Source organism: Clostridium sp. CTA-6 (assembly GCF_054768115.1).
Genome location: NZ_BAAAAU010000003.1, coordinates 134,662 through 155,352, shown reverse-complemented (window position 1 = coordinate 155,352; position 20,691 = coordinate 134,662). Strand labels below are relative to the sequence as shown.

Annotated in this window: 27 protein-coding genes and 1 pseudogene; all 28 read left to right on the top strand. The window is 27.8% G+C overall.

Annotation, left to right across the window (positions count from 1 at the left end; translation table 11 throughout):
• Positions 1-320: 320 nt before the first annotated feature.
• A complete protein-coding gene (locus tag ACYUDJ_RS06010; RefSeq protein ID WP_042386340.1) occupies positions 321-968 on the top strand; it encodes an NAD(P)-dependent oxidoreductase in 648 nt (215 codons plus the stop codon).
• A complete protein-coding gene (gene hemC / locus ACYUDJ_RS06005; RefSeq protein ID WP_080333497.1) occupies positions 937-1,809 on the top strand; it encodes a hydroxymethylbilane synthase in 873 nt (290 codons plus the stop codon). Before ACYUDJ_RS06010 ends, hemC begins: the two co-directional genes overlap by 32 nt.
• 302 nt (positions 1,810-2,111) lie before the next feature.
• A complete protein-coding gene (cobA, locus tag ACYUDJ_RS06000) occupies positions 2,112-3,572 on the top strand; it encodes a uroporphyrinogen-III C-methyltransferase (RefSeq protein WP_003489187.1) in 1,461 nt (486 codons plus the stop codon).
• A 90-nt stretch (positions 3,573-3,662) separates the two neighbouring features.
• Positions 3,663-4,637: a porphobilinogen synthase gene (gene hemB / locus ACYUDJ_RS05995; RefSeq protein WP_003489189.1), complete on the top strand. Its 975-nt coding sequence runs from the start codon at positions 3,663-3,665 to the stop codon at positions 4,635-4,637.
• A gap of 129 nt (positions 4,638-4,766) precedes the next feature.
• Positions 4,767-6,089, top strand: a complete 1,323-nt coding sequence (locus ACYUDJ_RS05990) for a cobyrinate a,c-diamide synthase (protein ID WP_003489190.1) — start codon at positions 4,767-4,769, stop codon at positions 6,087-6,089.
• Between the two features lie 107 nt (positions 6,090-6,196).
• Positions 6,197-6,526, top strand: a complete 330-nt coding sequence (locus ACYUDJ_RS05985) for a hypothetical protein (protein ID WP_003489191.1) — start codon at positions 6,197-6,199, stop codon at positions 6,524-6,526.
• Positions 6,527-6,578: 52 nt separating this feature from the next.
• The gene (locus ACYUDJ_RS05980; RefSeq protein WP_043031692.1) at positions 6,579-7,130 is read left to right on the top strand and encodes an SMI1/KNR4 family protein; all 552 of its coding nucleotides are present in this window, start codon (positions 6,579-6,581) and stop codon (positions 7,128-7,130) included.
• A gap of 90 nt (positions 7,131-7,220) precedes the next feature.
• Positions 7,221-7,916 (top strand): flavodoxin family protein, encoded by a 696-nt coding sequence (locus tag ACYUDJ_RS05975; protein WP_003489193.1) that lies wholly within the window; start codon positions 7,221-7,223, stop codon positions 7,914-7,916.
• A 61-nt stretch (positions 7,917-7,977) separates the two neighbouring features.
• A complete protein-coding gene (locus ACYUDJ_RS05970; RefSeq protein WP_043031694.1) occupies positions 7,978-8,562 on the top strand; it encodes a sugar O-acetyltransferase in 585 nt (194 codons plus the stop codon).
• A gap of 126 nt (positions 8,563-8,688) precedes the next feature.
• Positions 8,689-9,315 carry a precorrin-8X methylmutase gene (locus ACYUDJ_RS05965; protein WP_043031695.1) on the top strand — a complete coding sequence of 209 codons (627 nt, stop codon included), beginning with the start codon at positions 8,689-8,691 and terminating at the stop codon, positions 9,313-9,315.
• Between the two features lie 304 nt (positions 9,316-9,619).
• A complete protein-coding gene (locus tag ACYUDJ_RS05960; protein WP_030033988.1) occupies positions 9,620-10,228 on the top strand; it encodes an HD domain-containing protein in 609 nt (202 codons plus the stop codon).
• Between the two features lie 20 nt (positions 10,229-10,248).
• Positions 10,249-10,500: pseudogene (locus ACYUDJ_RS05955) on the top strand (DUF4829 domain-containing protein); the annotation flags it as partial.
• Between the two features lie 26 nt (positions 10,501-10,526).
• On the top strand, positions 10,527-10,955 hold the full coding sequence (locus tag ACYUDJ_RS05950; protein ID WP_003489198.1) for a GNAT family N-acetyltransferase: 429 nt from the start codon (positions 10,527-10,529) through the stop codon (positions 10,953-10,955).
• Positions 10,956-11,209: 254 nt separating this feature from the next.
• Entirely contained in the window at positions 11,210-11,911 is a 702-nt protein-coding gene (locus ACYUDJ_RS05945; RefSeq protein WP_043031697.1) for a Fic family protein, read from the top strand.
• Between the two features lie 29 nt (positions 11,912-11,940).
• Positions 11,941-12,462: a nitroreductase family protein gene (locus ACYUDJ_RS05940; RefSeq protein ID WP_042386345.1), complete on the top strand. Its 522-nt coding sequence runs from the start codon at positions 11,941-11,943 to the stop codon at positions 12,460-12,462.
• 69 nt (positions 12,463-12,531) lie between these two features.
• On the top strand, positions 12,532-12,828 hold the full coding sequence (locus tag ACYUDJ_RS05935; protein WP_003489201.1) for a hypothetical protein: 297 nt from the start codon (positions 12,532-12,534) through the stop codon (positions 12,826-12,828).
• A 106-nt stretch (positions 12,829-12,934) separates the two neighbouring features.
• Complete coding sequence (locus tag ACYUDJ_RS05930; RefSeq protein WP_003489202.1) at positions 12,935-13,468, top strand: GrpB family protein; 534 nt, start codon at positions 12,935-12,937, stop codon at positions 13,466-13,468.
• A gap of 83 nt (positions 13,469-13,551) precedes the next feature.
• Positions 13,552-13,995, top strand: a complete 444-nt coding sequence (locus ACYUDJ_RS05925) for a hypothetical protein (protein WP_043031698.1) — start codon at positions 13,552-13,554, stop codon at positions 13,993-13,995.
• Positions 13,996-14,007: 12 nt separating this feature from the next.
• Positions 14,008-15,087, top strand: a complete 1,080-nt coding sequence (cbiD, locus tag ACYUDJ_RS05920; RefSeq protein ID WP_043031699.1) for a cobalt-precorrin-5B (C(1))-methyltransferase CbiD — start codon at positions 14,008-14,010, stop codon at positions 15,085-15,087.
• Positions 15,088-15,257: 170 nt separating this feature from the next.
• Positions 15,258-15,905 carry a precorrin-6y C5,15-methyltransferase (decarboxylating) subunit CbiE gene (gene cbiE / locus ACYUDJ_RS05915; RefSeq protein ID WP_003489206.1) on the top strand — a complete coding sequence of 216 codons (648 nt, stop codon included), beginning with the start codon at positions 15,258-15,260 and terminating at the stop codon, positions 15,903-15,905.
• 40 nt (positions 15,906-15,945) lie between these two features.
• The gene (locus ACYUDJ_RS05910; protein ID WP_003489208.1) at positions 15,946-16,401 is read left to right on the top strand and encodes a GNAT family N-acetyltransferase; all 456 of its coding nucleotides are present in this window, start codon (positions 15,946-15,948) and stop codon (positions 16,399-16,401) included.
• Positions 16,402-16,526: 125 nt separating this feature from the next.
• The gene (gene cbiT / locus ACYUDJ_RS05905) at positions 16,527-17,108 is read left to right on the top strand and encodes a precorrin-6Y C5,15-methyltransferase (decarboxylating) subunit CbiT (protein ID WP_003489211.1); all 582 of its coding nucleotides are present in this window, start codon (positions 16,527-16,529) and stop codon (positions 17,106-17,108) included.
• Positions 17,101-17,532, top strand: a complete 432-nt coding sequence (locus ACYUDJ_RS05900) for a hypothetical protein (RefSeq protein ID WP_003489212.1) — start codon at positions 17,101-17,103, stop codon at positions 17,530-17,532. Before cbiT ends, ACYUDJ_RS05900 begins: the two co-directional genes overlap by 8 nt.
• A gap of 35 nt (positions 17,533-17,567) precedes the next feature.
• On the top strand, positions 17,568-18,119 hold the full coding sequence (locus ACYUDJ_RS05895) for a DUF7010 family protein (RefSeq protein WP_003489215.1): 552 nt from the start codon (positions 17,568-17,570) through the stop codon (positions 18,117-18,119).
• Between the two features lie 499 nt (positions 18,120-18,618).
• Positions 18,619-18,810, top strand: coding sequence for a hypothetical protein (locus tag ACYUDJ_RS05890; RefSeq protein WP_003489219.1), 192 nt, complete (start codon positions 18,619-18,621; stop codon positions 18,808-18,810).
• An 89-nt stretch (positions 18,811-18,899) separates the two neighbouring features.
• Positions 18,900-19,361: a DUF5673 domain-containing protein gene (locus ACYUDJ_RS05885; protein WP_003489221.1), complete on the top strand. Its 462-nt coding sequence runs from the start codon at positions 18,900-18,902 to the stop codon at positions 19,359-19,361.
• A 57-nt stretch (positions 19,362-19,418) separates the two neighbouring features.
• Positions 19,419-19,763, top strand: coding sequence for a DNA-binding protein (locus tag ACYUDJ_RS05880; protein ID WP_003489224.1), 345 nt, complete (start codon positions 19,419-19,421; stop codon positions 19,761-19,763).
• Between the two features lie 65 nt (positions 19,764-19,828).
• Complete coding sequence (locus ACYUDJ_RS05875; RefSeq protein ID WP_003489225.1) at positions 19,829-20,545, top strand: cobalt-factor II C(20)-methyltransferase; 717 nt, start codon at positions 19,829-19,831, stop codon at positions 20,543-20,545.
• Positions 20,546-20,691: the final 146 nt, after the last annotated feature.

Genomic DNA, 20,691 nt, shown 5'->3' with positions numbered 1-20,691 from the left:
AATTGACATAAATAATAAGGCTTGTTATTTAAAAACTATTTAGAAAGATTAAGTCTTCGTTCGTTAAAGGCTACTTATATAAATAATGAAGGTTTTTGATTTATAAATCTAGTAAATTATTAAAATAATAAAAATTAATAGTATATAAGTAAAAAGTTATGTTGTATATAAAAACATAATATTTTTAATTATATTTATAGAAGTATATAATTAGAATTAAGGAAAAACAATGGTTTAAGATTACTATAAATACTTTATATTATGATTCTTTAGTATATTAAATTTAAATTATAGAAGATGAAATTTTGGAGTGGATAAATTTGCAGGAAAAATATAATTTTATTGCTTTAAAGTCTAGAAGAATAAGAATATTAATAGTAGGAGGGGGAAGGGCAGCTTTTATAAAAGGGAAAGCTTTTTTAGATAGAGAATGTAGTTTATATATACTAGCTCCTAAGTTTTCAAAGGATGTATTAAATTTAAAAACATATAACAATGTAGAATTTATAAAAAATAATTATGATAAAAAATACATATTAGATAAGCATTTAGTTGTTATAGCTACAGAAGATGAAGAAGTAAATAATGAAATAAGAAATAATTGTGACGAATTGAGTAAACTATACATAGATTGTTCTGATAAAGATAAAAGCCTATGTTTTAACAGTTTTCAAAGGGAAAGTAAAACTATGGTGTTAGCTTTAAATAACAAAATAGGTTGTCCAAAAGCTACTTCTTTTATAGGAGAAAAAATAAAAAGAGACTTAGAAAAATATGATAATTATATAGAATATGTAACATATATAAGAAGCATCACAAAAAATAATCCTATGAAAGATGAGATTATAGATTTTATCTGCAGCAATGATTTTCACTTCTTTTTTGAAAAAGGGTATGGTAATCTAATCTTATCAATGTTTTATGGAGGTATGGATTTTGAATTTTGTAATAGCCACAAGAAGAAGTAAGCTTGCTCAGGTGCAAACAGAAATAATAATAGATTCGTTAAATAAAAAGCATGATATAGAATGTGAAAAATTATTGATAGAAACTATAGGAGATAAAATATTAGAAGTATCTTTAGATAAGATAGGTGGAAAAGGGCTATTTGTTAAAGACATAGAAGTAGCTATGTTAGAACAAAGGGCAGATGCAGCAGTACATAGCATGAAGGATGTACCTTATGAAATGCCTAAGGGATTTGAAATAATAGCTATTCCTGAAAGAGAAGATGTAAGAGATGCCTTTATATCCTTAGATAATATAAAATTTAAGGATTTAAGAGAAGGTGCTAAAATCGGTACAAGTAGTAGGAGAAGAGCAGCCCAGTTAAAGCTTCTACGTCCAGATTTAGATATTGTTCCTATAAGAGGAAATGTTCAAACTAGGATAGAGAAGATAAAAAAAGAAAATCTAGATGGAATAATATTAGCAGTAGCAGGTCTTAAAAGGGTAAATTTAGATCATTTAATTACAGACTATTTTGATACAAAAGAAATGGTACCCGCAATTGGACAAGGTGCCTTAGGCATAGAAGTTATGGAGGAGCATCCTAAAAAGGAGTTATTTAAAGATTTAGATCATTATAATTCAAAAATATGTGTTTTGGCAGAAAGAGCTTTTATGAGGGAACTAGATGGAGATTGCCATTCAACTATAGGAGCCTATGCATCTATAAAAGATAATATAATGCATATAATAGGCATATTTGAAAGAAAAAATAAAATTATTAAAAAAGAAATTACAGGAACTAAAGATCAGTATGAAAAATTAGGTATAGCCTTAGCAGAACATATATTAAAGGACTAAAAGTAGGCATTTTCATAGATTAGATAAGATATGTTCATTAAGTTATTCTTATACTAAAGTAAAGTTTGTTTATAGGAATTTTATAAAAGCTTATAAAGAGGATTATCAGTTACTATGCGAAGTATAGGAATTATAAATTTAGTATGAATAGTTATGTTTGATTAAGATATAAGGTAATTATTATGATTATAAATTAATAATACTCACTTTAATAGAATATGCGAGTATTATAAGTGGGATTAGTGGGAAAAAGTAATTTTAAATAAAAAGGTATCCCGCACTTTTATGTTTAGGAGGAAAATATGAGTAAGGTATATTTAATTGGTGCAGGGCCAGGGGATGAAGAATTAATAACTTTAAAAGCTATAAGAGCCCTAAAAAAATGTACTGCAGTTATGTATGATAGATTAGCAAATGGAGAATTGTTAAAATATTTAGCACCAAGTTGTGAAATTTATTATTGTGGAAAAGAACCGGGCTGTCATTATAAAAGTCAGGATGAAATAAATAAAATGCTAGTTAAGTTAGCAAAAGAAGGTCATATTGTAGGAAGAATAAAAGGTGGAGATCCCTATGTATTTGGAAGAGGGGGAGAAGAAGCCTTAGATATTTTAGAAGAAAATATAGAATTTGAAGTTATACCAGGAGTAACTTCTCCAGTGTCTGTACTAAATTATGCAGGAATTCCTATAACCCATAGAGGAATATCAAGGGGATTTCATATTTTTACAGCTATGACTAAGGATAAATTAGATATAGATTGGAAATCTGTGGCTAATATAGGAGGAACTTTAGTATTTTTAATGGGTCTTGGAAGATTAGAATTAATAACTAAAGGTCTTATAGAAAATGGAATGGACAAAGAAAGTAAGATAGCAGTAGTTATGAAAGGCACTACCTCAAAGCAAAAAAAAGTTATAGGCAACTTAGAAAATATAGTAGAAAAAGTAAAAGAAGCTAAACTAGAGTCACCAGTAATAATAGTAGTAGGAGAAGTAGTTAGTTTTTCAGATAAATTAAATTGGTATGAAAAAAAGCCTTTATTTGGAAGAAATATATGCATAACCCGTACAAAAGAGCAAGCTAAGGAATTAAAAGTTCAACTTTTAGATTTAGGGGCTGAAGTTACAGAAATAAATTCCATAGAAATAAAAAATACAGAGGATAATTTAAAGTCTTATTTAAGTAAATTAAAAGAATATGATTATATAGCTTTAACCAGTGTAAATGCAGTTAAAATATTATTTGATTATTTGATTAGAGAAAATATAGATATTAGAAATATTAATGCTAAATTTGCAGCTATAGGACCAGCCACCAGTGAGGCAATAAGGATGAGAGGAATAATGCCAAGCGTTAAGTCAAAGCATTTTGTAGCAGAAAGTCTTTTTGAAGAAATGAGAAAGCATATACAAAAAGGAGATAAGATACTTGTGCCTCGTTCAAAAGATGCAAGACCCTTTCTTGTGGATGCATTAAGAAAAGAAGGTTGCATTGTAGATGAAGTACATATATATGAAACTTTATGTGGACAATGTACATACACTGAAAGATTTGAAAATGCAGACACAGTATTATTCACAAGTCCATCTACTGTTAGAAATATGATTTCCATGGTGGACATAGATAGTATAAAAGAAAAAGATATTATAGCAATAGGTCCTATTACAGCCAAAGAATTAGATAAAAATAATATAAAATGCAGTATTTGTGATGAATATTCTATAAATGGCATAATAGATAAACTTTTAGACCTTAACTAGATGTTATAAATCTATAAAATCTTTATAGTTTATATATAAATAAATTCAATTTAATTAGCTTAGGCTAGATATTAAAAGGAGACGAGAGTTATGTTTAGAAGACACAGAAGATTAAGAGAAAATGAAGCAATAAGAGCTATGGTAAGAGAAACAGTGATTAGAGAAGAAGATTTTATATACCCAATGTTTGTAGTAGAAGGAAAAAATATTAAAGAAGAAATATCTTCATTACCAGGAAATTATCATTATTCTATAGATAGATTAGAGGAATTAGTAGAGGAAGTAAAAAAATCAGGCATAAAAGGTATAATGATATTTGGAGTACCAGATCATAAAGACGAATGTGGTTCTGCAGCTTTTGATGACAATGGAATAGTTCAAAAGGGTATAAGAAGATTAAAAGAATTAATGCCAGAATTATATATAGTTGCAGATGTATGTATGTGCCAATATACAAGTCATGGACATTGTGGAATAATTCATGGTCATAATGTGGACAATGATGAATCATTAAAATATTTAGCGAAAATATCTTTATCCTATGCAAAAGCTGGAGCAGATATGATAGCCCCTTCAGATATGATGGATGGAAGAGTTTATGCTATAAGAAAAATATTAGATGAAAATAATTTTAAACATGTAGGTATAATGGCTTATAGTGCAAAATATTGTTCAGCTTTCTATGGCCCTTTTAGAGAAGCAGCTAATTCAGCACCACAATTTGGAGACAGAAAAACTTATCAAATGGATCCAGCAAACGGAAGAGAAGCAATGCTTGAAATAGAAGATGATATAAATGAAGGTGCAGATATAGTAATGGTAAAACCAGCTTTACCATACTTAGATGTTATAAGAATGGCAAAGGATAGATTTGAATTTCCGTTAGCAGCTTACAATGTAAGTGGAGAATATGCCATGGTAAAAGCAGCAGCTAAACAAGGATTAATAGATGAAAGAAGAGTAGCTCTAGAAATGCTAACATCAATAAAAAGAGCAGGAGCGGATATAATAATAACTTATTATGCATTCGAAGCAAGTGCTTGGCTAAAAGAAGACAGAAAATAGTACATAGAAGCTGTCGTAAAATGAGTAATTAGTTTGCAATAGAGAATAAGTAGATAGTTTGCAATGGGTGAAATTTTTTCATGAAATGAAAAAATTTCACTCTGTACTCTGAATCAAAGGGGTGTTTTTATGAGAAGTATAATAATATCTTCCAATAGTAGTGGTGGAGGAAAAACCACAGTAACTTTAGGTCTTATGAAGGCTTTAATTAAAAAAGGTTATAAAGTTCAAGGCTATAAAGTTGGTCCTGATTATATAGATCCTGCCTTTCATTCTTATGTAACAGAAAACAGTTCTAGAAATTTAGATTTGTTTTTAATGGGAGAGGATGGAGTTAAAGCATCCTATAGTAGGGGAAAAGGTGATTTAGGAGTAATAGAAGGGGTAATGGGATTATATGATGGTAAAGGAATAGATACAGAATACTCTACAGCACATCTATCAAAGGTTTTAAATTTACCAGTGGTTTTAGTATTAACTCCAAAGGCTCAAAGTGCTACCTTATGCGCGGAAATTATGGGAATATTAAATTATGAAAAGATAAATATAGTTGGAGTAATTTTTAATAAAGTAAGTGAAATCTATTATAAATTGCTTAAGAGATTAGTTGAAGAAAATTGTGGATTAAAGGTCTTTGGATATGTACCAAAGGAAGAAAAATTAGAATTAAAAAGTAGACATTTAGGTCTTATACAAAGTAGTGAAATAAAAGATTTAGAAGAAAAAATAGATATATGTAGTGAATTAATTTTAAAATATGTAGATATAGAAAATTTAATAAATCACTTTGAAAAAACAGAAAAATATAAAGATAATTTTTACTTAGAAAACAAAAATCTAAATATAGGCATACCTTATGATAAAGCTTTTAGTTTTTATTATAAAGAGAACATAGAACTATTAGAAAATATAGGTAACATAAAATATTTTAGTCCTATGAAGGATGAAAAATTGCCAGAGTATTTAGATTTTTTATATATAGGTGGTGGATACCCAGAAGTTTTTATAAAGGAATTAAGAGAAAACAAATCTATGCTAAGTAGTATAAATAAAGCATTAAATAATGGACTACCATGTTATGCAGAATGTGGAGGACTTATGTATTTAACAGAGGGCATAGAAGATTTAGAGGAAAATTATAAAAAGACTGTAGGATTTTTTAAAGGTAAATGTCATATGACTAAAAGGCTTCAGAACTTCGGGTATGCTGAAATAGAAGTGGGAAAAGAAAATAAAATATTACCTAAAGGGCTAAAAATTAATTGCCATGAATTTCATAAATCCTATGTGGATTTAAAAGAGGATAAAATATATGAGCTTACTAAAAATCTCTATGATGATTCCACAAAAAAATGGAGCTGTGGATATATAAAAAATAATACATTGGCAGCATATGCTCATGTACATTTCTTCGGAAATGTGGACTTTATAAAAAATTTATTCAACAGATAAAAATTTTAAAATATGAAGTCTTAGAATATATCACGATTAAATTATAATATATTCTAAATTGAGTTTTACTTAACTTAGGAGAATAATAATTTGATGGAGGAATTGATATGGACAAATTTCAAAGTGGACTTCTAGCAATTAGTTCAGCAACCTTATTAATTTTTATTATTTATACACTAGTAAATGAAAAGAAGTCATCTAAGTGGTTTAAGTGGTACAATCAAATGGATAGTGAAGAACAGAAAAAATATAATTCCATAATTGCTGTTCATAAACTGAAAACAGTGCTTTTTTTAATAGTATTGGTTGGAATTTCTGGATTCTTAATGTCATTCTATATTTCATCGATTTCCATAGTTACATTTGTTTTAATTTTTATTATCTTTCTTGTTTCTATAGGATATTTGGGACCAAGAGGGTGTAAGAGTGAGAAGTGAATTAAATTTGTAAATTCCGATTTGTGGTAATTTATATAGGAGTTGAGTAGTTATGTTTGATGATAATATATTGAAAAATCTTTGGGATGATTGTGATTATTCATATAAAGAATATATATCTGACTATCCTACAGATGAAATAATAAAACAGGTAGAGCAGGAAATATTGTATAAATTGCCTGAATCATATATAGAGTTAATGCGTATTCATAATGGAGGACTTCTCAAGAAAGATGCTATTCGTACAGAAACCCCTACAAGCTGGGCAGAAGATCACATAGGCATAACAGGATTATTTAGTATTGCTTTAGACAAATCATGTTCATTGTGTGGAGAATTTGGAAGTAGATTTTGGATTGAAGATTGGGAATATCCTGATATTGGGGTTGCAATAGCTGATTGTCCATCAGCTGGACATGATATGATATTTTTAGATTATAGGGAATGCGGACCTAAAGGGGAACCAAGTGTTGTGCATATTGATCAGGAATATGATTATGCAATAACTAAATTAGCAGATAATTTTAAAGATTTTATTTGTAATTTAATTAGTGAAGCGGAATTTGATTTAGAGGATGAGTCATCAGGAAATGGTTTTGATTAGTGATAGATTTCAGTAATTTAAATAGGAATTTGTAAGTTAGATTATTTTTATAACAGAAAAATAAATTATGTTTTAAGGAAGTTGAATAATATGAAGATTACTGTGATAAATGGAACTGAAATAAAAGGTTGCACCTATAATATAAAAGAGAATTTTTTAGAGATTTTGCGTGAGGGAAATGAAATAACAGAATTTTATTTGCCAAAAGATTTGCCTCATTTTTGCTGTGGATGTAAAAATTGTTTCTTTAAAGGTGAGCAGTTTTGCCCTCACGCAGAGTATGTTATGCCTATTTGGAATGCTATTTTAAATGCTAATTTGCTTATATTTACTTCTCCTGTTTATGCCCTAAGAACTACTTCCCAGATGAAAAGTTTACTTGATCATTTGTGTGTGCATTGGATGGTACATAGACCGGATGAAAGAATGTTTAATAAAAGGGCTGTAATTTTGACAAATGCTATAGGTTTATTTAATGGTGGAGCGCAAAAAGACATTGCAACAAGTTTATCTTGGCTAGGGGTTTCTGATATTAGAAAATTAGGAATAGGATTGCTCGAGGGTGTTATTTGGAATGAACTATCCAATAAGCGTAAAAATATTATTATAAGAAAAACAAAAAAGCTTGCTGAAAAATATAAAAAAAGGCGTATAGCACATAAGGGAATAAAAGTAAGGATTAAATTTTCCATCACTAAAATGATGCATCAGGCTGTTGCTAAAAAAGAAAAGACATTATCTGTTGATAATCAACATTGGGTAGATAAAGGGTGGATTAAAGTATAATATATTCTAAAGTTAATTTTTATTCAACTTATAAAAATAGGAATTTGTGGAGGTAGTTAAAATGACTGAAAGAGAAAAAATGTTGGCAGGAGAACTTTATGACTGTGGAGATAGCGAACTGCTTTCGCAATGGCATAGGGCAAAAAACTTGGTTCATGACTATAACCAAACAAATTCTGAAAATTTGGAACAGAAAAATAGGATTTTAACAGAATTGTTGGGAGGGCGAGGCGCTAATCTTTGGATAACGGCACCATTCTTCGTAGATTATGGAAATAACATATATTTGGGAAACAATTGTGAAGTAAACATGAATTGCACTTTTTTAGATGATAATAAAATCATTATTGGTAATAATGCCCTAATTGCTCCAAATGTGCAAATTTATACAGCATTTCATCCCACAAATGCACAAGAAAGATTTGGAGAAGTTAAGGAAGATGGTTCTTTTGAGTTTTGCAAGACACAGACAGCTCCAGTTGTAATTGGAAACAATGTTTGGATTGGCGGTGGAGTTATTATCATGCCAGGTGTTACTATTGGAGACAATGTAGTGATTGGTGCAGGTAGTGTTGTTACCAAGGATATTCCCTCTAATAAGATTGCTTATGGAAATCCTTGCAGAGTTATGAGAGGTAATGGTTAATTGTCCAATTTAAGTATATTGGGCTGGAAAATCAGAATTTTATATGATATTCCATGAAATGGTAAATTCGAGTTTGTATGATATTTATTTAATATGTTTAAGGCTTAAAGGTAGGGAGATAGAGTTATGAAAGATTATATAAAAAAACCAATGGATATAGAAAAAAGAAGTTTCGAAATAATAGAAGAAGAAATGGGAGAACATAATTTTTCTGAAGAAGAATTAAAGATAGTAAAAAGAGTAATACATACTACAGCAGATTTTGAATATAAGGATTTAATCTATATAAAGGAAGGCGCCATAGAGGCAGCAAAAGAAATTCTTAAAAAGGGTACAAAGATTTATACAGATACCAACATGGCTTTATCAGGTATAAATAAAAAGGCTTTAAAGGATTTAAATTCTATAGTTCAGTGTTTTGTATCTAAAGAAGATGTAGCTCTAATTGCAAAGGACAGAGGAATAACAAGATCCATGGCAGCAGTAGAGTTAGCAGCAGAGGAAGGTATAGAATTTTTCGCTTTTGGGAATGCACCAACAGCACTATACAAGCTTATGGAACTTATGAAAGAAGGAAAAGCAAATCCAAAATTTATAATAGGAGTACCAGTAGGCTTTGTAGGAGCAGCGGAATCAAAAAAAGAATTAGAAAAATTAGATATACCATTTATAACCATAAAAGGAAGAAAAGGTGGAAGTAATGTGGCAGCTTCTATAGTAAATGCACTAATGTATATGTTAGTAAAAAGATAGAATCTATCCCCCGGGGGGGCATGTAAATAAAATATGAATACAATTTGGGTTTGTGAAAATATTACAATCTACCGAAAGATAAATAGTAAATTTGAGGGGATGACTTCAAATGAACCTTGCTCTCTGGATTGCAATAGGTACTGCTATTTTCTGTAGTATTATTGCCACCAATAAAAAAAATAACAAGAAATAAAATATATTCATTGTAATTAATTAAAGCGGACATATAAGTAATAATTACCCATAATTAGTATGGCAAATTATAGTGAAGATTAATTATACTTGTGTTAAGAGGAGTGATGTTATGTGTAGGAAGTATCCTGATAAAAATACAGCAATAAAAGTTCTTGAGCAGGCAGAAAAGTTAAATCCGGGGCCTTGGAAACAACATTCTGAATTTGTAGCTCTAGCTTGTAAAAATATTGCAAAGCATTGTACAGATATGGATAGCGATAAAGCATATGTTTTAGGATTGCTACATGATATAGGTAGACGAGTAGGAGTAGTTTCAGAACGACATATGATTGCTGGATATAAATATTGTATGGAACAAGGCTGGGATGAGGTTGCTAAAATTTGTGTTACACATTCATTTATAATACAAGATATTGATTCAGCAATAGGAAAATGGGATGTTACAAAAGAAGAATATGAGCTTACTAAAAATATTATAAATTCTGCTGTTTATGATGACTATGACCTATTAGTACAATTAAGCGATGCATTAGCTTTATCCACAGGATTTTGTTTGCTTGAAAAAAGGTTTGTTGATGTTGCTTGTAGATATGGTGTAAATGAATATACTATTGCAAGGTGGAAAAAAACAATAGAAATAAAAGGTTATTTTGAAGAAAAAATAAAGTGTTCAATTTACGATATACTTCCGGATGTTAAAGAAACTACTTTTGCATAATATATTAATTTGAAGATTTCAAATATAAAAAGATAAATACAATAAAAGAAGAAAAGGATCAAAAGTATAAAGAGGGATATATTAAAAATGGAAGAGGAACTATAACTAAGGCAAAAGAAGAGAATATTATAATCTATAAAGTTTATTATGAAGTAAAATATAAAACAGGCGCAATTACACCACAGGATAGTGGTTCATACGAAACATGGTTTACTCTTATTAGAAAAGATAAAAATTCACCCTGGTTAATTGATGAAGTAGGAGAAGGTTAAATATTTATAAATTTGGGGGTAGAAATATGAATAATTATTTTATTAGAGAAAGTAATAGTGAGGAGGAAGCAGACTTAATTGTAGATAGACTAGTTAAATACAACTTATCAAAGGTTCCTGGTAAACAAGAAGTTCCTCTTTTATGGATAAATAGAGTTATTGAAGATACAAATGGAGAAATTATTGCAGGAATACTTAGTAATATGTATTGTTGGAATTGTATATATATAAATGTTTTATGGGTTAAAGAAGAATATAGAAAAGATGGATTAGGTACGAAACTTTTAAAAGAAATAGAAAAAATAGCTAAAGAAAAAGATTGCCACTTAATTCATTTAGATACTTTTGATTTTCAAGCAAAGGATTTTTACATTAGGCATGGATATGAAATCTTCGGCGTATTAGATCAGTGTCCAGAGAATCATAAAAGATATTTTATGAAAAAAAATATATAGTTCATAAAATTACAATGGTTAATTTATGATATATTTAAAGTAACGTTTAGAAAATAATATATCCTAGTATTGTTAATATTATATAATAAAGTTAAGCATGGGAAAGTATGAAATTTCAAAACCTATTAAAAAAGGTTATGGAATTATTAATATAATAAGTAGAATTATTTATGAAAGAGGCAGTATTTACAGAACATGATGTAATGTAGAGGGATATATGTATTAAAAACAATAAATATAAGGAGTGGATTTAATTGGATAAATTCACACAAAATATAAAGATAGCTAAGGATATAAAAAACTCAATTTATTATAAGCTTAGACATGAATTTTTATATCATTCAAATAAAATAGAGGGAAGTACATTTACTACTGAATCTCTTGCATTATTATTAGATAAAAATGTTGTTGAAGGTAAGCATACATTAGATGATGTTCAAGAAACTGTGAATTCATCCTATGTGTTTGATTATATTATAGATACTATGGATGAAAAGGTTGATATGAGATATATAAAATACTTACATAGCATGTTAAAGTATAATACAACAGATTATGAAAGTAGATTTTCAGGAGTATTTAAGAAAATACCTAATACTATTTTAGACACTAATGTACAACTAGCTCAACCTTATGAAGTTGAATACAAATTAGAAGATCTTATATCATGGTATTATCAAAATAAAATTATAAATTTAGATATAATAGCAGAATTCCATTTTAGATTTGAAATGATTCATCCATTTCAAGATGGTAACGGTAGAATAGGTAGGTTTTTAATGTTAAAACAACTGTTAGAAAATAACTTGCCTTTATTTATAATATCTTGGGATACAGAGGATTTATATAGAAAAGCACTAGCAAAATGTTCAATAGGAAATTATGCACCTTTAGTTGAATATTTAAAATCTATTAATGATTTTAAAAAAGTAAATAAAGCTTTATGGGATTTTTAAGTTTAATAAAACTGGAGGGAAATAAAATTATGTTAGATTTATTAAAACAAAGAAGAAGCATAAGAAAATTTCAACAAAAGCCAATAGAAGAGGAAAAAGTAGAAGCTCTAAAAAAGTCATTACTTTTAGCACCATCCTCTAGAAATATAAAACCTTTAGAGTTTATATTTTTAAAAGATAAGGAAGCTTTAAGTGATATTTCAAAATGTAAACCTCATGGAGGAATTTTTATAAAAGATGCAGCCTTAGCAGTGGTTATATTAGGAGATGAAGATAAAAGTGATGTATGGGTAGAGGATGCATCTATAGCCTCTATAATACTACAACTTGAAGCAGAATCTCTAGGATTAGGATCTTGCTGGTCACAAATAAGAAATAGAAGCTATGATGAAAATAAAATGGCGGAGGATTATATAAAAGAAAAACTAAACATAAAAGAGAATTATAAAGTAGAATCTATAATAGCCATAGGCTACAAAGATGAAGTTAAGGAACCTATAAGTGAAGAAAAATTAGATTTTGATAAAATTCATGTTAACAAATTTATTTAAGAAAAATAAGAATTAATATGTTATAAAGAATACATTAAATAGTAATAAATTTGATTGGAGATTATAAATATGAAGGTAGTGCTACATTTTATAATTTTTATGGTCTTAATTATCTGCGTTGAAAAAATGATTGAAAAAATTAATATTCATGTTGCATTAGTAAATAAAATTAAAAAATACAAGCATTACAAAAAATTTTTATTTATAGGATTGATTATTATTGGATTTATGATAGAAATGGCCAAACAATCATTAAATGTAAGATTCGGTAAGCATAATATACCAAGTATTGTATTAGGTGCAATTATACTCGGTATATACTTAGAATTTTTACCTTATATTTTTTCAAAAAAAGAAATATCTTAGTATTTTACAATACATTCATACGGGTAATAAGAATAATTTTATATAAAATAACTAAAAGCAAGTATTAGATGGTTGTAGATAGAAGATATGTAAAGGAGTTTAAAATATGAGTGAGGAAAAACAAGTTAGAATAATAGAAGTAGTTCCACACAACTCTAAATGGAAAATAGAGTATGAAAAAGAATCAGAAAAAATATACAACATAATGAAGGATGAAATAGTCCAAATATATCATATCGGAAGTACAGCTATAGAAGGTATTTATGCAAAACCTATAATAGATATTTTAGTTGAAGTAGAAAATATTAACAATGTGGATAATTATAATGAACAAATGAAGTCTTTAGGATATATTCCAAAGGGCGAGTATGGAATAAAAGGACGTAGATTTTTCTTAAAAGGATTGTATTATAGAACACACCATGTTCATATATTTGAAAAAGGTGATTCTGAAGTAGAAAGGCACATAAATTTTAGAGACTATATGATAGAACATAAAAAAGAAGCTAAAGAATATGAAGAGTTAAAGAAGGAACTAGCTTTCAAATTTAGATATGATATAGATTCTTATTGTGAAGGTAAGGATAGGTTCATTAAAAAAATAGATGAAAAAGCTAAGCTGTGGGTAAAGCAAAAATAAGGATATTATATAAAAAATTATAGATACTAGCTAACATTGGAATTTAAGTAAGTATAAAGCATGGATTATATGGAGTGGATAACATGGGAAATTATAAAAAAGGTCAAAGGACAGTTTATATTATTGCAATAGTATATTTTATATTAGCTATAATAACTAATTTCTTTTTAGATATAAAGGTTCCACATGGAGATTTTACTGATGCCATATTAAAATTTAGTTTTAAAGGATTTACTATAGCATCAGTAGTGAGTATATTTGTGACTTTAATTATATGTTATTTTTTATGTGTGGGAAATAATACTGTTAAAAATATCCTAACAGCAATGATGTCTATTGGTATGTTTTTTATGTTATTAGACGTATTAAATGGCATAGAAGGTGGAAGGTTTGGAGTAGGCAATTGGTTTGCTTTAGTTGAGTTTTTAATATCTTTAATTATAGTAATACTATTAAATAAGAATAAGAATGTTAAATCCTTTTTTAGTGAAAAGAAAAAAGGAACTCATAGCATTAACAAAATGTAATTCGGAGGATTTATGCTAGATTTATATGTAAATTGTGATGGAAAAAAATTAAGATGCGGATATACTACCGGTTCTTGTGCAGCTGCGGCAGCTAAGGCAGCTGCTATAACTCTTTTTTATAATAAAAAATTAAAAGAAATAAATATAGATACTCCTAAAGGGATAGAACTTACCATTCCTATTGAAAAAATAGTGATAGATGACAATTCTGTAGAATGTGCAGTTATAAAGGATGGTGGAGATGATGCGGATATAACCCACGGAATAGAAATATGGGCAAGAGCAGAAAAAAAGTCCAGTGGATATGCCTTGAAAGGTGGAAAAGGTGTTGGAGTAGTTTGTGGTGAAGGCCTATATGTAAAAAAAGGGGAAGCTGCTATAAACCCAGTTCCACGTTCCATGATAGAAAAAGAGGTAACATCGGTAATACCAAAGGATTCTGGTGTGGAAATAACCATATTTGTTCCAAGGGGAGAGGAGATAGCTAAAAAAACCTTTAATCCAAGATTAAATATTATAGGGGGAATATCCATATTAGGAACAACAGGAATAGTAATGCCTATGTCTGAAGATGCTCTAAAAGCCTCCATAGAATTAGAAATAAATCAAAAAACCTGCCATGGTGAAAAAGAATTAATACTTTTATTTGGTAACATGGGAGAAAAAATGGCAAAAGAGGTTAATTTAAAGGAAGATAATATGGTGATAATGTCCAACTATGTGGGTTTTGCTCTTAATTGTTGTATGACAAGAAAATTAGAGAAAGTAACTATAGTAGGTCATATAGGAAAAATATCTAAAATAGCTTCTGGCTGTTTTAATACTCATAGTAGAGTATGCGACACTAGATTAGAAACAATAGCTTTAGAATTAGCACTTATGGGATATGATAATGATTTAGTAACTAAAATATATAACCAAAAAACCACAGAGGGTGCAGTGAATTTATTAGGAGAAGGCTACGAGAAATTATATAAAAATTTAGGAGAGAAAATAATAAGAAAAATAGAGCAATATACCTATGATTCTATAAAAGCAGATATTGTAATGTATTCTATGGAAAAAGGAATACTATACTCTTCTATAGAATAAGTGAAGCCAATACAATTCTTAGATTTTATTACATATTATTTAATTTAGGAGAGGTTTTATATTAAATTATAATCCCTTAAATAAATATAAAAAATTAAAAGTGTTGTAAAAAGGAAATTTTATAAAACTATCTATTGTTCAATATTAAATATGGACGAGGGGGGATTTTCATGAATACTATACATAAGAATTTACAATTTAATAAGATTTACATAGTAGGCTTAGGGCCAGGGCACAAAGATTATATGCTCCGGGGTGCCATAAACAATTTAGAAAAAGTAGATGTAATAATAGGCTTTAAAAGAGCAATAGAAAGTTTAGATTTTATAAAGAATAATAAAAAAATAGTAAATAAATTAAGTGAAATATTAGATTACATAAAAGAAAATAAGGATAAAAACATATCTATAGTAGCCTCTGGAGATCCTTGCTTTTATGGTATAGGCAATTATATTAAAAACAATTATGAAGGTAAAATAGAAGTAATTCCAGGCATAAGCTCTTATCAATACATGATGGCAAAGATAAATGAAAGTTGGCAAAATAGTTTTTTAGGAAGCCTTCATGGTAGAGAAGAAGAGTTTATAGAAAAAGTTAAAAGCTATGAAAAATCTATTTGGCTTACAGATAAAAATAATAGTCCAGATAAATTATGCGGAATATTAACAGAAAATAATATAAAAGCAGAAATAATAGTAGGCGAAAATTTATCCTACAAAGATGAAAAAATAATTAAAGGTAAACCAGAAGAATTAGAAAATATGAGTTTTGGGGAGCTTACAGTAGTGTATATAAACAGGAATTTGTTGTTGAGATAAAATAAGGAGATTATTTATTTCTGGCGAAGGAGAATGATTAATGAATATCATAGTTAAAAGGGCAACAGAAGAAGATGCTGCCGATTTAATTGAAGTGCAAAATAAGGCTTTTTTATCGGATTATCTATTATATGGAGAGTGTCCAGGTTATAACAGGACTAATGAGAGTATGAAAAAATCTATTAAGCAATGCCATACATTTAAAATCATGGATGAAAATACTTTCATAGGTGATGTAATTGTAAGATATAATGGCAACAATAACTATTATTTAGGGGCACTTTGTGTCATTCCGGAATATGAAAATAGAGGTATAGGACAAAAAGTAATGAGTTTTATTTTTGATTATTTTGTTGATGCTAAACATTGGTCGCTTGAAACTCCTGCTGATAAAAAGCGCAATCACTACTTTTACAAAAAACTCGGTTTTAATATAACAAAAGAATATATGGCTGGCAGCGTAAAGGTTGTGCTTTTTGAAAAGAACTTGCAGTGAAGTTATGAGCATAATGTGATTGAGTTAATTCCCTTTCTTTTTTATTATAAAGTAAATTTCAAAACTAAATAAAAAAACTATATAAAAAAACTATATAAAACCTATATTAAATAAGGGGGAAGGCCATGAGATATATAAAAGATGAAGAATTTATAAGGGGAAGTTGTCCTATGACTAAAGAGGACATAAGAATTTTATCTATAGCTAAGATGAATTTAGAGGAAAATTCAAAGATTTTAGATGTAGGAGCAGGAACAGGAAGTATAAGTATACAGGCAGCTAAAATATGTGCGAAAGGACAAGTTATAGCTATAGAAAAAGATGAGGAAGCTTTAGATATTATAAAAAAAAATAAAGAGAAATTTAATTGTGAAAATCTAAAAATAATAGAGGGAGAAGCCTTAGAAGTAGAAGAACATATAAATGATAGTTTTAATAGCATATTCATAGGTGGTAGTGGTGGAAATCTAGAAGAAATAATAAGTAGATATCAGAATAAGCTTTTAAATAATGGAACAATGGTTTTAAATTTTATAACCATAAACAATTTAAATAGGGCGTTAGAAATTCTAAAAGAATTAAATTATAAAACAGAATGTATTCAAGTTGCTATAAGTAAAGCTAAAGGAAAATCAAATATGCTTATAGCAAATAACCCTATATTTATAATAACAGCTACTAAAAATGGAGGGGGATATAATGAATAAGGGGAAAAAAGTTATACTTTTGGCTTTAGTTATATGTTTACTAGGTGGTATTGGAATATATAAATATCTAGATACAAATTATAAAAATGATTTTACAATAAGTGATGTTAAGTGGGATGGAGAAACAAGATGGTGGACGGAAAACTCTAGTGGTAATGAATATAATATTAAATTTAAGCACTTTAATGGCAAAGGTGTAAAGAAAATAACTTCTAAGAAATCTAGTTATGATATAAAAATTAATAGTAAAATTGAATCAGGAGATTTAAATATAAAGATATATGATAATAAGAGAACATTATTTAATAAAAATGGTACATTAGATGAAACTATAAGAATCCCTAATACTGATAATAAAGATGTGAAAATTGAAATTACAGGTAAAGAAGCTAAAGGCGGCTATTTTAAACTTAAAGTAATGTAGTTTTTAAAACTATTACAACTAAGGAGGATACCAATATGAATTTGGAAGAATTAAGACTAGACTGTTCAATTAAGCAGAAAAAGGGACTACATTTTATTTTAGCTTCTATTATAATTTGGTGTGCGGTATGGATAATTCACTTAACATCATTACCCATACTTACAAAAAATTTATTTACATTTTGTTGTACTGCACCGCTTATTCCATTAGCTTATATGATTTCAAAAGCTATTAAAGTTGATTTTACTAATAAAGAAAATCCTTTGACAAATTTAGGGGTACTTTTTTCTTTAAATCAAATGTTGTACTTACTTATTGCTATGTGGATTTATCAAGAGGTTCCAGAAAAAATGTTGATGGTTTTAGCAATGATTTTTGGTGCTCATCTAATGCCTTATGGATGGCTATATAAATCTAAAACTTATATAGGTATGTCTGTTTTTATTCCAATTGTTGTTTTGATAATTGGTTTAAATTTTAAACCACATATAATAGCAGTAATTATGATATTGTTCGAAATTGTATTTAGTTTATTATTAATGATTGAGATAAAAAAATTAACTAATATAATAAATCATACTGGTTAATTATTTAGTATCTAAAAGTTATAAAAATATAAGGTCGGTGTAATTGCATGAAAAATAAATCTTCGCTCAAAAATATTGGAAATATACTTGGAATTGTTTCCTTGAGTATAGCTCTAGTTATATTTTTTCTAATATTAAATCATTTTTTTAAAACAACATCATATCAAAGATTAGAATGGCTACCTTTGCTGATAATATTTTTTATAATTCCCATAGGGTTTAGTCTTGGTTTTTTATCAATAAAAATATACTTTAATAGATTCGCAAGATGGGGAGTTATTATTAATGGTATATTATTTTTAGTATTATATATATTTTTTTTGATCAAAATTTTTATATTATTGTTTCATGTCATAGTTTAATATATTAAACATATAAAATTTTTCTCATAAAAAAGGAAGTAAAAGAGAACGGTTCAATTATGAAACGAATTAAGTAACCACGTAGATAAGTTCACAGCATTCTTGTAATGTTCATTAACTTTGTTTGGAGGAGTAGTATGAAAAAATCTAAACTATTTAATTTTATACTTTGGATTATTGGATTTATCTTAGCTGAATTATGGAGACGCTTATTAAAGGATATCCATATTCATGAATTTTTTAAATGGTTTACTGGGATTGCAATAATAATTTTTATATTTTTTATTATTAATAAAATTACAAGTTTATTAAACAAGGAGAAAAATTGATTTTGAAGGAGTTGTTTAATATTAATATAAGTAAACTCAGTTCAATATTATATCTATTGTTTATATCAAATTAAGGGGAAATGTCTTATATGATGAATTGGATTTTGGTTGTTTTATTTGTGGGTATTATTTTTAAAGAATTTAAGATTGTAAATCAATTAGTAATAAAAACAGAGAAAAAACTTATTGAAACAATATTATTGATAATAGGTATAGTGGTTTTCTTTTACATTACTTATATATATGCAAAAAATCAGATGCATTATTTACTAGGAATATTGGGCACAATTTTGTATGTAGGTGTTTATTTGAAAAATGGTATAACTTCAAAGGGGGTTGTATCTTCTTATCGTTATCTACAATTTGTTCCCTGGGATAAGATAGAAAAAGTGCATATAAACAAAAGAAAAAGTATAAAGGTTTCCTACTCAGGAAATGGAGGCACTAATAGACTCTATTTTAAAAATAAAGATTACGACAAAATAATAGAATTGTTAAATGAAAAGTTAATTAACAATTTAATTACTATTGATCATGATTTCAGTAATTAATATCATTAGCATATATAATAAATTCGTATTAACTACTCAAATTTTAAGGAGGAATTAATGTTGAAATTAAAAGCGTGGACGTTATGGCTCATTGGTGCAATTTGTTTTATAGTTGCAGGAATAATGAAGATTACTAAAAAAGAATATTCAAATGGATTTATTTTTATAATTTTAGGAGTAGCATATGTTATTTTTAGTATAGTTAGTTATAAAGGTATTAATAAAATTAATGGGAATACATTATCTGATGAAGAATTAAAAAATATGGATAATGAATTAAGAGAACTAATTACAGATGGAGAAAGGATTAAAGCAATTAAAAAATATAGAATGGTTACTGGCGCTGGATTAATTGAAGCCAAGGAATATGTTGATTCTTTAATAAAAGGAGAAACAAAATAGATGGATAAATATCCAAAATTAATTTATATAAAAAAGATAAATTATTGATATTAAGGAGTTAACGCATGAAAGATATACATAATAATATAGAATTTGAAAATAGGGATTCAGATAAAAAATACGGAACCTTATATGGAATTGGAGTAGGTCCAGGAAATGAAGAATTATTAACTATAAAAGCTGTAAAAATTTTAGAAAGCTGTGATGTAGTTATAGCCCCAACAGCAAGAGATCAAGGTGAAAGCATAGCTTTAAATACAGCTAAAAATTTTATAAACACTAAAGCAGAAATATATCTAAAATATTTTCCAATGAAAAAGGAAAAGGAAGCAGAGATATATGAAAACTATAGATTCATGGAAAAATTATTATCAGAAGGCAAAAATGTAGCATTTCTAACTATAGGAGATCCTTTTGTATATAGTACCTACATATATTTATTAGAATACATGAAAAATCATAATTTAAATATAGAAACAGTACCAGGCATAACTTCTTTTTGTGCAGCAGCAAGCTTAGCAGGGGAAACTTTAGTTATAGGAGATGAGCCTCTTTTAATATTGCCAGGGAATAGATTAGATTCTATAAAAGATGAAAAATATTTAGTAGTAATGAAATACTACAAAAATACAGAAGAAGTTCTGAATAAGCTAGAAGAAAAAGGCTTTAAATATGTATGTGTAAAAAGAGCTTATAGGGAAGGACAAGAAATATTAAGAACAAGAGAAGAAATTTTAAATTCTAAAGATTATATGTCAATTATAATAGCTAACAAGAAATAGAATATATTTATCAATCTTGTAAGAAAGTTCATTTCATTTTGAAGAAGATGGGAGTATTAGAGCGGGTAGTCATCGTATAAATTTATTGAGAAAATAATAAAAAATTTAATGTGAATATTATAGAAGTTACTTTATTTTGAAGAAGA

Coding starts and splice junctions, on each gene's coding strand:
- ACYUDJ_RS05895 (WP_003489215.1), top strand. CDS start 17,568: ATGAATTTGGAAGAATTAAGACTAGACTGTTCAATTAAGCAGAAAAAG.
- cobA (WP_003489187.1), top strand. CDS start 2,112: ATGAGTAAGGTATATTTAATTGGTGCAGGGCCAGGGGATGAAGAATTA.
- ACYUDJ_RS05960 (WP_030033988.1), top strand. CDS start 9,620: ATGTGTAGGAAGTATCCTGATAAAAATACAGCAATAAAAGTTCTTGAG.
- ACYUDJ_RS05890 (WP_003489219.1), top strand. CDS start 18,619: ATGAAAAAATCTAAACTATTTAATTTTATACTTTGGATTATTGGATTT.
- ACYUDJ_RS05925 (WP_043031698.1), top strand. CDS start 13,552: ATGGGAAATTATAAAAAAGGTCAAAGGACAGTTTATATTATTGCAATA.
- ACYUDJ_RS05980 (WP_043031692.1), top strand. CDS start 6,579: ATGTTTGATGATAATATATTGAAAAATCTTTGGGATGATTGTGATTAT.
- ACYUDJ_RS05885 (WP_003489221.1), top strand. CDS start 18,900: ATGATGAATTGGATTTTGGTTGTTTTATTTGTGGGTATTATTTTTAAA.
- cbiE (WP_003489206.1), top strand. CDS start 15,258: ATGAATACTATACATAAGAATTTACAATTTAATAAGATTTACATAGTA.
- ACYUDJ_RS05900 (WP_003489212.1), top strand. CDS start 17,101: ATGAATAAGGGGAAAAAAGTTATACTTTTGGCTTTAGTTATATGTTTA.
- ACYUDJ_RS05985 (WP_003489191.1), top strand. CDS start 6,197: ATGGACAAATTTCAAAGTGGACTTCTAGCAATTAGTTCAGCAACCTTA.
- ACYUDJ_RS05910 (WP_003489208.1), top strand. CDS start 15,946: ATGAATATCATAGTTAAAAGGGCAACAGAAGAAGATGCTGCCGATTTA.
- ACYUDJ_RS05930 (WP_003489202.1), top strand. CDS start 12,935: ATGAGTGAGGAAAAACAAGTTAGAATAATAGAAGTAGTTCCACACAAC.
- ACYUDJ_RS05940 (WP_042386345.1), top strand. CDS start 11,941: ATGTTAGATTTATTAAAACAAAGAAGAAGCATAAGAAAATTTCAACAA.
- hemB (WP_003489189.1), top strand. CDS start 3,663: ATGTTTAGAAGACACAGAAGATTAAGAGAAAATGAAGCAATAAGAGCT.
- ACYUDJ_RS05950 (WP_003489198.1), top strand. CDS start 10,527: ATGAATAATTATTTTATTAGAGAAAGTAATAGTGAGGAGGAAGCAGAC.
- ACYUDJ_RS05965 (WP_043031695.1), top strand. CDS start 8,689: ATGAAAGATTATATAAAAAAACCAATGGATATAGAAAAAAGAAGTTTC.
- ACYUDJ_RS05970 (WP_043031694.1), top strand. CDS start 7,978: ATGACTGAAAGAGAAAAAATGTTGGCAGGAGAACTTTATGACTGTGGA.
- cbiT (WP_003489211.1), top strand. CDS start 16,527: ATGAGATATATAAAAGATGAAGAATTTATAAGGGGAAGTTGTCCTATG.
- ACYUDJ_RS05990 (WP_003489190.1), top strand. CDS start 4,767: ATGAGAAGTATAATAATATCTTCCAATAGTAGTGGTGGAGGAAAAACC.
- ACYUDJ_RS05935 (WP_003489201.1), top strand. CDS start 12,532: ATGAAGGTAGTGCTACATTTTATAATTTTTATGGTCTTAATTATCTGC.
- ACYUDJ_RS05880 (WP_003489224.1), top strand. CDS start 19,419: ATGTTGAAATTAAAAGCGTGGACGTTATGGCTCATTGGTGCAATTTGT.
- cbiD (WP_043031699.1), top strand. CDS start 14,008: ATGCTAGATTTATATGTAAATTGTGATGGAAAAAAATTAAGATGCGGA.
- ACYUDJ_RS05975 (WP_003489193.1), top strand. CDS start 7,221: ATGAAGATTACTGTGATAAATGGAACTGAAATAAAAGGTTGCACCTAT.
- ACYUDJ_RS05875 (WP_003489225.1), top strand. CDS start 19,829: ATGAAAGATATACATAATAATATAGAATTTGAAAATAGGGATTCAGAT.